The organism is Ruegeria sp. C2 (assembly GCF_056537765.1).
Genome location: NZ_JBQFRZ010000010.1, coordinates 14453 through 25703, shown reverse-complemented (window position 1 = coordinate 25703; position 11251 = coordinate 14453). Strand labels below are relative to the sequence as shown.

Annotated in this window: 9 protein-coding genes and 2 pseudogenes; 7 read left to right on the top strand and 4 right to left on the bottom strand. The window is 52.0% G+C overall.

Translation table 11 applies throughout. The features are described from left to right. Nucleotides 1-437: 437 nt before the first annotated feature. Nucleotides 438-1080: pseudogene (locus ACR0IV_RS19405) on the bottom strand (DDE-type integrase/transposase/recombinase); the annotation flags it as partial. Nucleotides 1081-1358: 278 nt separating this feature from the next. Here ACR0IV_RS19405 and ACR0IV_RS19400 point away from each other — a divergent pair. The 4 genes from ACR0IV_RS19400 to ACR0IV_RS19385 are packed head-to-tail and all read left to right on the top strand — an operon-like array spanning nucleotide 1359 to nucleotide 5042. Beyond that, nucleotides 1359-2339 carry a TRAP transporter substrate-binding protein gene (locus tag ACR0IV_RS19400; RefSeq protein ID WP_480660413.1) on the top strand — a complete coding sequence of 327 codons (981 nt, stop codon included), beginning with the start codon at nucleotides 1359-1361 and terminating at the stop codon, nucleotides 2337-2339. A 54-nt stretch (nucleotides 2340-2393) separates the two neighbouring features. After that, on the top strand, nucleotides 2394-2891 hold the full coding sequence (locus ACR0IV_RS19395; RefSeq protein ID WP_480660415.1) for a TRAP transporter small permease: 498 nt from the start codon (nucleotides 2394-2396) through the stop codon (nucleotides 2889-2891). Beyond that, nucleotides 2888-4162 (top strand): TRAP transporter large permease, encoded by a 1275-nt coding sequence (locus ACR0IV_RS19390; protein ID WP_480660417.1) that lies wholly within the window; start codon nucleotides 2888-2890, stop codon nucleotides 4160-4162. The genes ACR0IV_RS19395 and ACR0IV_RS19390 overlap by 4 nt, the downstream gene beginning before the upstream one ends. 7 nt (nucleotides 4163-4169) lie before the next feature. After that, on the top strand, nucleotides 4170-5042 hold the full coding sequence (locus ACR0IV_RS19385; RefSeq protein ID WP_480660419.1) for an isocitrate lyase/PEP mutase family protein: 873 nt from the start codon (nucleotides 4170-4172) through the stop codon (nucleotides 5040-5042). A 1081-nt stretch (nucleotides 5043-6123) separates the two neighbouring features. Here the strand turns inward: ACR0IV_RS19385 and nusG are convergent. After that, a complete protein-coding gene (gene nusG, locus ACR0IV_RS19380; protein WP_480660421.1) occupies nucleotides 6124-6636 on the bottom strand; it encodes a transcription termination/antitermination protein NusG in 513 nt (170 codons plus the stop codon). Nucleotides 6637-7422: 786 nt separating this feature from the next. On the opposite strand from nusG, the gene ACR0IV_RS19375 reads away from it, so the two are divergent. After that, complete coding sequence (locus tag ACR0IV_RS19375) at nucleotides 7423-7956, top strand: putative pterin-binding protein (RefSeq protein ID WP_480660422.1); 534 nt, start codon at nucleotides 7423-7425, stop codon at nucleotides 7954-7956. A gap of 261 nt (nucleotides 7957-8217) precedes the next feature. Beyond that, nucleotides 8218-8616, top strand: a complete 399-nt coding sequence (locus tag ACR0IV_RS19370) for a cupin domain-containing protein (protein ID WP_480660424.1) — start codon at nucleotides 8218-8220, stop codon at nucleotides 8614-8616. 973 nt (nucleotides 8617-9589) lie between these two features. Here the strand turns inward: ACR0IV_RS19370 and ACR0IV_RS19365 are convergent. Continuing rightward, entirely contained in the window at nucleotides 9590-9889 is a 300-nt protein-coding gene (locus ACR0IV_RS19365) for an acyl-homoserine-lactone synthase (RefSeq protein WP_480734426.1), read from the bottom strand. 207 nt (nucleotides 9890-10096) lie between these two features. Between ACR0IV_RS19365 and ACR0IV_RS19360 the strand changes: the two are divergent. Beyond that, nucleotides 10097-10543, top strand: a pseudogene (locus ACR0IV_RS19360) (integrase core domain-containing protein); the annotation flags it as partial. 119 nt (nucleotides 10544-10662) lie between these two features. Here the strand turns inward: ACR0IV_RS19360 and rfbC are convergent. Continuing rightward, nucleotides 10663-11223, bottom strand: a complete 561-nt coding sequence (gene rfbC / locus ACR0IV_RS19355; protein ID WP_480660460.1) for a dTDP-4-dehydrorhamnose 3,5-epimerase — start codon at nucleotides 11221-11223, stop codon at nucleotides 10663-10665. Between the last annotated feature and the right edge of the window lie 28 nt (nucleotides 11224-11251).

Genomic DNA, 11251 nt, shown 5'->3' with positions numbered 1-11251 from the left:
CGTGAAAGGCTGATGTCAGGCGTCAGCCTCTTTTCTTCAAAGCTCTTTTTGGGAGAAGAACCCACAAAACACCCCCCGTAACTTTCCGTCGGTAGACTATACGGGGAAACACTATGTAGAACAATTTTTAAGTCAAAATGATTTTATAGGAATCGCGACTTTTAATCTTCAGCAGCACCTTGATATGCAGATTGGACTCGTTCGGAAGTCTCCGGCATGAAGCTTCGCCTCGGCGCGTATATGTGATTGCCGGTGGGCGTTGCGTGTTCTGACTCAGTGTTCCTGCCTCCTATTAAGCAGCGCAACGAGGCTTGCACTAGGTGAAGTTGGCAGTTTGCTTGGTGCTTGGTCATTTCGACCAGAACTACACCTGTGGATCGAACGGGGTTCTGATGCGACGTTCTAAGAAGTTCATCTGGCCTGCTTTGTTTTGCGAGCATCTGTTTGAGTTGTTGAAAGGGGCAGATTCGTGGTGTGAATTGGCCTTTACGGGTCTTGTTCGCGACTTCGATACCGTCCAGCATTACAGCCGCTGAAGCGAAGGCTTTGAACCCGAGCGTCGGTCGCGTGCTGCATCTCATGAAACGGAGGTCCTGCCCGACGATAATGTTCAAGTTCTTTCGCCTCACCAGTCCGATCGGGATCGCGGGATTAAGACCTTTCAACATCTTAGTAACATCCATGATACCCGCAGTATTGGCGTCGCTATGGTTGATCACGATCTTTCTCGGCAAGCCTCTTGCCTCCAATATGCTGGCGAAGAACTCTGTGGCTGCAGGCTTGTTTCGACGATGTGAAAGCATGAAATCTAGGGTTTTGCCGCATTTGTTGACGGATTGATGGAGGTAAATCCACGTGCCTGTTACTTGGATGGAAAGCGTCGTCCATTCTCCAAAAACGGTAACATGGCGCTTTTCTGCAACGTTCCGCTTCTGCAATCGCGCAAGAGTATCGTCCGATCCGACGGTTCAGCGTTGTGTGATCGACCAATATGCTGGGCTCGGACATGGTTTCTCAAAGGTCTCGGTAGGAAACACAGTGGCGGACCCAGAAGAAAAGTGCGATGTGATCTAACAAAATGGCGAATTATGCTGAAAATACCCTCAATGTGCGCTCTCTCGAGCATTAGGCCATTTGCACCGGCGCAGAAAAAGACCGAGACGAGAGCGTTCGTGAGCCGGAGTTATCAAACAGCCTTGAGGTGAAACGGACACTCGTGTAACGCTGTTGCACTTTGTGTTGTCGTCGCACCAAAATCGGTGACAGTCCTGAGTGTTGTCAAATTATAAAAACTTTGATTGAATCTCTGCACAAAAAAAACGGCAAACCAATTGGCTCAGCCTTTCTGGGAGGAAACTATGTTAAGAACCCTTTTGGGGGCCGCTGCTGGCTTGGCACTCACTGCATCTGTAGGCGTTGCGCAGGAAAAAATGCGCATATCACTTCAGTTACCGCTCAAGAGCCATCTGGGTCAAAATCTGGTTCTTTTCGAGCAAGAAGTTGAATCGCGTACTGGTGGCGCGATTGACGTTGAGATTTACGACAGCGCCACGCTCTACAAGGACAAAGAAGTTCCTGCTGCAGTTGGTTCAGGCGCAATTGAAGCAGGCGTGGCGTCATTGACACGTTACGTTGGCGATGCGCCCGTCGTTGATGTCTTCTATATGCCTTTCCTACTCAACAGTGAGGACAAGGTTCGTGCAGCGGTCGCTGAAGGATCTGCGGTGCGAGAAACAATTGAAGCGGAGATCGAGAAAACCGGAGGACAAGTCCTTTACTGGCAAGCCTACGGTGGCGCGATCATGTTGTCGAATGGCAGACCAATTCGTACGCCATCAGACATGGAAGGCAAGAAAGTACGCGTATTTGGTAAAACGCTTGGTGATTTTGTAACAGCAGCAGGCGGCGCCCCGACACTCATCTCAGGATCGGAACAGTACCTTGCCTACCAGCGTGGCACTGTCGACGTCGGTATGACAGGCGTATCGGGCGTAAAATCTCGCAAGCTTTGGGAAGTAATGGATACTATCACTGTGACCAACCATGCCGACATAGAGTTCGTTGTTGTCGTCAACAATGATTGGTGGAATGGGCTGTCTGACGAGATCAGAGGACATATCACGGAAGCAGCCGCTATCGCTCAAGCCAGCGTGCGCGACGAGATGTCGTCGATTGAAGCCGAAGCCTACGCGGCTGCAAAAGAAAACGGCATGACCGTTGTGGAACTGACGGATGACGAGCTGGAGCAGTGGAAGGCCGTCTCGCAGCCCGTTTACGATGCTTACCTCGCAGCAGCGGGCGAAGCTGGTCAGAGAGTTCTGACGGCTGCAGGAAACTAAAATAGGACCTGCGGGCTGTTTGATCTTTAGCGGGCGGCCCGAGTTTTTGTCTCTATGCAATTCATAACGACCCTGTCCCGATTTGCGGGCCTGCTGGGTGCCTCTCTGATGGCCGTGACTGGAGCATTGCTGACATTTGAGGTAATTGCCCGGTATTTCTTTACTAAGCCAACCATTTGGGCGGCGGAACTCAGCCAGCTTTGTCTGATTTGGGGATGCCTACTCTCATTGGGTTGGGTTTTGAACATGCGCCGCCACATCACAGTAAACGCCGTGACAGCGCTGTTACCTGTTTCGGCGCAACGCGTCTGTGTCATAGTATCATTGGCGATATTGATGGCGTTTTCGAGCATCGTCACCTACTGGGGATGGGATGTTTTCCACTATAGCTGGGAACGCGGTCGGACGACGGGATCGCTTCTAAACCTCCCAAGTTGGGTGGCTGAGTTATCGATTCCCGTTGGGTTCGGGCTCCTCACAGTCCAAGCCTTGGTTGAACTCCTGTCACTTAGGCACGGTCATGTATCGTCGCTGGGAGCAAGCCACGAATGACCATTGTTCTAATTCTGGCTTGTCTGTTTGGGCTCCTCCTTCTTGGCGTTCCTGTCGCATTTGCATTGGGTGGCTTAGGGCTCGGAATGCTGCTTTTGGGCGGGTTTTCACCGCTAATGGCCCCTCAGGCGCTGCTCTCCACCCTTGATGGGTTCATTCTTCTGGCAGTACCACTCTTCCTTTTGATGTCAAACGTCCTTCTAAAAGGCGGTGTCGGGCGTGATCTCTTTGCTGCCGTTCAGGCATGGGTCGGTCACTGGCCAGGTGGCCTGGCTGTTGCGACAATACTAAGCTGCGGTCTCTTTGCTGCGATTTCCGGTTCATCTGTTGCGACGGCGGCCACTATCGGGACAGTAGCAATCCCCGAGATGGTGAGCCGAGGATATGACAAGCGCTTCGTCTATGGATTGCTCGCGGCCGGTGGTACTCTCGGAATTCTTATTCCTCCATCCATCCCGATGATCGTGTTTGGGTTCGTCGCGGAAGAGTCAGTTATCGCGCTCTTCTTAGCCGGCATAGGTCCTGGCCTCTTGCTTGTAGCCCTTTTCATGGTCTTCGCCATGATTTACGCACGTCTGTCGCCGACTTATAAACCTGTTGAAAAGGCGGACAGGCGACAACGCGCGCAAACCTCGATCCGCGCTTTGCCTTCTCTTGCTCTCGCGTTGCTCATTGTCTTGGGCTTGTATTCGGGTGCCTTCACACCGACTGAAGCCGCAGCGGTCGGATTTACGGCAGCCGTTTTCATCACGGTTTTCTGGCTCCGAACGCTCACTTGGGCGGCCTTTTGGGAGGCCGTGAAGGAAAGCGCAATAACGACGACGGCCATTTTGCTGATTGTCGCCGGTGCTAAGGTGTTTGGCAAAGCCATTGCACTTTACCGGATCCCACAGGACATCTCGGCTTTCATTGCCGCGAATATCGATGGGCCGCTTGTGTTTATCCTGCTTGTGTGTGTCGTGCTGCTTCTAATGGGCCTCGTTTTCGAAGCGCTGTCCATGATCTTGATAATGACACCGGTTTTGCTGCCTGCTGCCATGGGCTTGGGTTTTGACCCCATCTGGTTTGGCATCTTCATGGTGATCATGGTGGAATGCGCACTGATCACACCGCCCGTTGGGTTGAACCTATATGTTATACAAGCCGTCGCTCGCGTGTCCCTTGGAGAAGTCGCACGTGGCGTCTGGCCGTTCCTTGCATTAATGCTGGTTACCGTTGCGATACTGTACCTAGTGCCAGACTTAGCACTCTATATTCCTTTCAAATGGTGATAGCGGTATGACCCAAGCCGAAAAGCTGCGTAATCTTCTCGAAAAAGACCAATGCCACGTCATGCCGTGTTGCTTTGACGCCTTGTCCGCGAAACTGATCGAGCAGGAGGGCTATGACCTTACCTTTATGTCTGGTTTCGCCGCCTCAGCCAGTCGGATTGGCGAGCCAGACTTGGGACTCATGAGCTACGGTGAGGTAGTCGATCAAGCCAGCAATATTACAAACGCTACCAGTATTCCAATGATTGGCGACGGGGACACTGGTTATGGAAATGCCATGAACGTCAAACGCACTGTGAAGGGATTTGCCCGAGCGGGATGCGCCGCAGTCATGATCGAAGACCAACTCGCGCCTAAACGTTGCGGGCATACGCCGGGAAAGGCCGTTGTTGCGAGAGATGAAGCTTTTGACCGTATCCGTGCAGCAGTTGATGCCCGACAAGAGTTACGAGAAAACGGTGGTGACATTCTTATTCTCGCGCGCACTGACGCTCGTCATGAACACGGCCTTACCGAAGCGCTCCGACGAGCGGATACCTTCGCAAGACTTGGGGCAGACATCATGTTCGTTGAAGCGCCGCGCAGTGAAGCAGAAATGCGTGAAATCTGCTCTGCGGTGCCGCTGCCCAATATGGCCAATATTGTTGAAGGTGGTGAAACACCGGATCTTCCAAATGAAGTCCTTCAAGATATTGGATACTCAATTGCTGCGTACCCGCTCTCCCTGATGGCATCCGCAATGCAGGCTATGGTCACGTGTCTTCGATCAATGCGCCAAGACCAACGCCCGGGACGAATGGATTTTGCCGAAATCCGCCAAAGGGTAGGTTTCGAAGAATATTATCAACTATCCGAGAAATACACTTCATCTGCCAGATGATATCCGAACCGCGACGTGTTAACCGGATAGTTTACACGAGCCGTTTCGCTAGCCAGTGAATCAGCTAGTCACGGGTCGATCGCTCGATATAGAAGAACCCAGTCGACCTGGCGATTACGGGCGAGGTTTGCGATAGAACTCTTATCTTTACTGGGCTACGGGTTTTCATACACAAGCGGTGCAAAGCGCTGGAAAACATGCTATCAACCGGCTCAAGATATATAGTCAGAGTGATTTGTCTAGGCAGGATACACGGTAGCCGACATGGGCAAAGTGCCAACTCTAGATTGATCCAGGCTCCACGCCTGAACATGATCGATGGGTTGTTTACACAGCTTGCAGGTAGGCAAGTTCAAGCCGCTCGAAACTGGGCGGCTTGATGCGAAATACTCCACAATTGTGCCACAGCATACTGCTCATACGCACTCTTATTCCCATATAACACAGTATAGCCTCCAACAAGGGCTCCGTTGATATGGATGTGTTTGCAGTCAAAAGATTTCATACTCACCCAACATCGATAGTCGAAATATTATTGGAGCTAAGGAAAATATATAATCATATTGACTTTATAGAAAGCCTAAAGCATAAGGAATTTGGGGATGTGACTATCGAGTGCTCACTCGCAGGGAGGGACCGACTTCGACCCCCTCGGTCGGTCCCTCGGAAGCCATTAGCAATCAGGACGATGTTCACCAATACGGCCTCGGTCAACTACCTTGGCGCAGTGCAAGAAATTCTGCGTTGCGTTTGGTTTTGGTACACACGATTTGTAAGACACAATTTCCATGGCTCAGACCGCAATTCAGCCTCGAACCATGTTGCTGTCTAAGTGTTACTCGAACGCTCGCTTACAGCACCCCGTCCCAAAGATCAGAGTATCAGTTCCAGCCGCGATGGCGCCTCTGACCATATGCTGGATGAGCGTCTTGTCTGCGATGGGTAGAGGTTCCTTTGGCATGGCGTTGTTGGCGTGAAAGAAACGGGTGCCGAAACCGGCAACGGGGAGTAGAGCTTTGCGAACGAGTTTCATGAAGGCATTACGATACGTATTATATGTGATTGCGGTTATTTGTAGGGTTCACAGGGACCGTAACTGATCCGCACCAACAGCCACGCGGGTCTCACCGCCCATGATCTCCATAAGGACCCAAACCCGCCGATCGGGCGCGATTTTTTCCACCTCTGCCACGAAGTTGGCAAAAGGGCCTTTAATCAGGGTTACCTGATCACCGGGATTCAAGAATTTCGGAGGCAGCAATTTGCCCTTTGCGTCGCAGCGCATCATCAACTGTGAAACCAGATCCAGCGGTATTGCCGCCGGTTCACTGCCGAAGCTCACCAAACGCGTTATACCGTAGGTCGAGTTGACGGTGCGCCAGAGACCGCGGGCGACATCGAAAGCCACAAAGATGTAGCCCGGAAACAGCGGCTGCATCGCGGTGATGAACTTGCCGCCCCGCTGGCGCGTCTCTTCTTCCATGGGCAGGAAAGTCTTGAAGCCCTGGCGCTTGAGATTCTTATCCGCGATGTTGGCGCAGTTCGGCTTCAGCTGCGCCAGAAACCAGCTTGTACTGCGATCGTGGAATGTCATCCTGTTTCCTCATCAAAACCTAATCGCTCACATTCGGAATCGATCTATTCTGTTCCATGAGCGTTGATGTCGGGCACAACACACAAAAAGTGGAACCCGATGGTGTTCTCGGTCGGTGTTGATATCGAAGGACTGCCAAACCGGCTCACTAATCAAACGTGATGCTGAAGCGGAACCGCGCGCGATCCTCAACTGGAGTTGATAGGATCGCACCGGTCGCCCGTGCATACTCGCCAGTGCCACCGGTAATCATAAGTTTAGACGTTTGTGGCTCCACGACCTGAACTCCGGAGAACACCAGTAGTCCCACGCCGGTGTGATCTAGCACCATGGTGCAAACAAAATTACCGGCAGTGTCGACACGGACGCACTGCCCGGCGTTGGTCCCTACGATTGTTCCGTCGGCTTCCTCGAGGGGGCTGTTCCAAAGGATTTGATTGCCAATCCCGTCCGATCGTCCAGACTCGAGATATGTATCGTCTACAGCATTGCTGTAGAGAACAAGGTCTTGCGCTACGACCGGTAGGCCAAGAACAACCAATATCGTAAATAAGAGGCTTATTCGCCTTAGCATCAAACCTGGCACCTTCGCTGATACTTTTGTCCTACCTTCGGTTTCGCCTGCTTGCAAAAAATAGTCAAGATGGATTATTCAAGGATGCGTCTTAGAATAAAATTGAACAACAACCAAGTGCTTTTAATACTAGCGGAATGTGTTTATTAGGTTCCTGTAAACTGGGATGCCAGTTTAAGTCAACGTGATCAAGACTGAGGGAGATACCGCAGATGACAAGACGCTTGTTACTGGCCGCATTATTAACGTTTCTGACAACAGAGGCGTGGGCAGAGCCAATGGTGATCACCTTCGGAGGAAACATCGAGACAAGCAATCGCAGTAGTATTGGGCCGGATGATGTGACGCTTTTCCGAGCGATGGGCGTGGAGTTTGATAAGGGCTACGGCTTTGACCGCGACTCTCTTGGTGAAATCGAACAGGCCAGTATCACAGCGACGATCCCGGGATCTGGAAGTGAGAAAGGCACATTTTCCGGGCCGCTTTTGGATAGCTTAGCAACGCACGTGGGAGCTAATGGAAAGGTCTTGGCCCCTTTGGCATTGGACGGATATCAGCTCGACATCTCACCAGAGTTGATAGACACGCACGCGCCGATACTCGCCACTCATCTCGATGGAAAACCACTCAACTTGGGTGAATTCGGCCCTGCGATCGTCATCTTCCCAGATCAATCGGACGCAGACCTCGATGAAGAAATCAATGCGCTTGAGGTCTGGGCTGTGTATTACATTGAGGTTCGTTGAGAAGTACCCGTGCGTGTACGCTCACTAAAACCCTAGGACACTTAGCCACCTTGTCGGAAGGACTGTCCAGCGAAGGCTAAGGACACCTAAAGTCCTTGTTCGATCCACATGTCGCAATCGATCTGATCCAAACCACTGACGTGTTTTAGCGCAGTTAGAAGACTGGTGGCAGAACACTCGGTTGGGTCAATGTAATTTCTCGCCCTTAGAGCTTGGCCCGGCTAACTCTCTACATGCAGAAACTTAATAGGAAATCGGCTTATGCAAAATTGCGAAAAACTGCGTCCCAGCACCACATATTCCGGCAAACAGGGCTTCGATTATTTCGAAGGCATTGCCAACGAGACGGTGGGTAGCAAAGGGATTTGCATGCACTTGATAACGGTTGCGCCCGGTGGGCGGGCGAGAGCGCACAAGCATGAGGCTCACGAAACTGCAATTTATGTACTTTCTGGCTCAGCAAAAATGTACTGGGGTGAGAGACTTGAGCATGTAATGGAAACGACCGCAGGCGATTTGATCTATATACCGGCGGGAACACCGCATCTCCCGTTTAACGACGGTACAGAGCCTGCTGTTGCGGTCATCGCACGCACGGATCCAAACGAACAGGAAAGCGTCAAACTACTACCCGAACTTGAAACTCTGGTTGCTGAGTGAGGCAGAAGGTATTGAACCGGCCAGCACGATGAGAAAGCCTCAGATCGAGCCTTCAACAAACGGATGTGCCCACGTTCGAAGTCCATAGAACTGGACATTCGAACCTAAGGGAGATGTTTGTGCCACGCTCAAGTTTGCCTTAAATTCTGGGCCGGTGCATCCAGCGGGCGTCCACAAGAACATAGTGTAAGTGGCTAGTAGGAGGCCGCCGCGCGATTGGTTCGACTAGTCTGACCTAGCCCGCACTAAAGCAGTTGCTGAGTATCGACCGCCAACCCTCAGCCTTCTCGCCATCGGTTCTTCTAAAGCACTCCTGCTAAAAGCAGTTGCGATGTTTTCAATTGGAAATGATCGCATTGCGGACCTTCTGCCAGTGCTCAAACGCGTTAGAAAGAATCTATAGATCTATCTCTCTCAATCATGACAGATCTCACGTGGCACCCTTTGTCGACCCGACAAAAAACGCCGGGCTGTTCAGTTTCTCCGCGTGTTAACGGTTAACTATTTGGGTTCTCGACCCGGCACTATAGGCCGGGCTGTATAGTGGCCTTCGTGGTACTTTGTTCAAAAACGGTGTTTTCGACCCGGCACAAGTTGACGGGCTGTGTAGTCCGGTTGATGTTCACCGCCATGCCATAGGCGTTTACGACCCAGCCCAAATTGCCGGGCTGTACAGTGCTACGATGGTAAACCTGCATATATCCGAGTTTTCGACCCAGCACAGAGTGCCGGGCTGTACAGTAGAACAAGGGTCCACCAGCTGAATTGAAGAGTAAATTCCGCAAGGATGATTGATGGTTTTCATTGAGTTTGCCGCTGATACCGCTCTGACGTCTCCAGGTTCTGTCTAAACCGCTGCGGGATTGCGTTAATAATTGTACTCGAGAACACTTCCGGTTGATCCATGTACTTAGCGTCGATCTCCGACTGCGGAACCGGCCAGCGAGGATCGCAAACCCAGATCGTGATGCTATCATCGTGGGACCGAATGCCCCGACCAATAGGCTTCATGCGTAGTAGGTAGCAAGCGCGCGCCACCTATGACTTCATCCGTGTCACTGTCGATGGCTATAACATAGACAGCGTCGGACACATCGTATTGGTCGATTTCTTCACCACGGATTGTATTCAGATCCCACTGGTAACCGGAGACAAAAACGCGTTCCCTTAGCCTGAAGAACTGGTAGAGGTAGTCGAGGTTCGAAGTGGGACAGTCGAACGCTATGATCTTGATGAATTCCATTGGAGCTCGCAGCGGCAAGAGTTGTGACAAGACTTAACAAAATAGTCAAAATAGTTATTTCTCTGTCCAGAGCTAACAGCCACAAGGAAAAAAATGTCACCAATGACCTTATTTGTGCTTTGGCCAAAACCCTTGACAGGCTCCTTTTTCACATCACCCGGTCGCAATTTGAGCTGATTGGCAACTCGAAGGACCGCAATTTACAATGCGGAGGGTCGAAGGCGGTGAGCAGCCTCATCCAATGACGCGACTGACACGCTGGAGATGGCGTTTGTAGCATCAGGGTTTGATCAGTCCACCTTCGTCCAGAAGCCCCGATTGCTCAGTGATAATGGCTCATCCTACGTCGCTGCCGACTTGGCCGACTACCTTGATGCCAAAGGCATGGATCATGTTCGCGGTGCACCGCATCACCCGAAGACCCAGGGCAAGATAGAGCGGTTGCGTCAGACGATGAAGCACCGAGTTCTGCTGGAATACTACTACTTGCCTAGCGACTTCGAATTACAGATCGGCGTCTTCGTCGATCACTACAACGATCACCGCTCCCGAGAGAGCTTGGCCAACCTGACACCCGCAGGCGTCTATTACGGTCGGGGTGTGAAGATCCTGAAAATGAGTGAGGAGATCAAGGAACAGACAATCAGAAACCGCAGGTCGCTGCACCAAGCGGCCGCCGCTTAAACTCAAACGAAATCTGAACCAGAGCGTCCGTTACGAAGACAACAACCCTTTCCAAGAACTCCAAAGATGGACACCGAGCCAATAAACCCCGCCCCACCTGTGACCAGTAGCTTCATCTTTTATCCCTCAATGGTAAATGGGCTGTTAAAGTTGGCGAGCAGCGCGGCGGTCGCGTCTTTCTCGCTCAGCACCGGCGTGCCGGAGAGGGGCCATTTGATACCGATATCTGGGTCATCCCAGCGCAGCGCGCCCTCGGTTTCCGGGGCATAATAGTCGGTACATTTGTAGATAATCTCGCTGTCGGGCTCGAGCGTGGCAAAGCCATGGGCAAAGCCCACCGGGATATAAAGCTGCGCACCGTTTTCTGCGCTCATGGTATAGCCCGCCCAGCGGCCATAGGTTGGGCTGCCCCGCCGAATATCGACTGCCACATCAAAAATTGCACCCCGCCCACAGCGCACCAGCTTGGCCTGCGCGTGCGGTGGGGCCTGAAAATGTAAGCCCCGCACCGTGCCCACGGCCGCTGAGAGAGAGTGGTTATCCTGCACGAACATGGCATCCACCCCCAGCGCGGCATAGGCCCGCTGGCTGTAGGTTTCCGCAAAAAAACCACGGTGGTCGCCAAATCTGGATGCCCTGATTTGCACCAATCCCGCAATGTTGGTTTGATTCAAGACGATGTTGGACACCAGTACCTCACCCTTTAGA

Bases quoted from the DNA above. Each gene is read 5' to 3' on its own strand.
- nusG (WP_480660421.1), bottom strand. From the start codon at position 6,636: ATGACATTCCACGATCGCAGTACAAGCTGGTTTCTGGCGCAGCTGAAG.
- ACR0IV_RS19390 (WP_480660417.1), top strand. From the start codon at position 2,888: ATGACCATTGTTCTAATTCTGGCTTGTCTGTTTGGGCTCCTCCTTCTT.
- ACR0IV_RS19385 (WP_480660419.1), top strand. From the start codon at position 4,170: ATGACCCAAGCCGAAAAGCTGCGTAATCTTCTCGAAAAAGACCAATGC.
- ACR0IV_RS19395 (WP_480660415.1), top strand. From the start codon at position 2,394: ATGCAATTCATAACGACCCTGTCCCGATTTGCGGGCCTGCTGGGTGCC.
- ACR0IV_RS19400 (WP_480660413.1), top strand. From the start codon at position 1,359: ATGTTAAGAACCCTTTTGGGGGCCGCTGCTGGCTTGGCACTCACTGCA.
- ACR0IV_RS19375 (WP_480660422.1), top strand. From the start codon at position 7,423: ATGACAAGACGCTTGTTACTGGCCGCATTATTAACGTTTCTGACAACA.
- ACR0IV_RS19370 (WP_480660424.1), top strand. From the start codon at position 8,218: ATGCAAAATTGCGAAAAACTGCGTCCCAGCACCACATATTCCGGCAAA.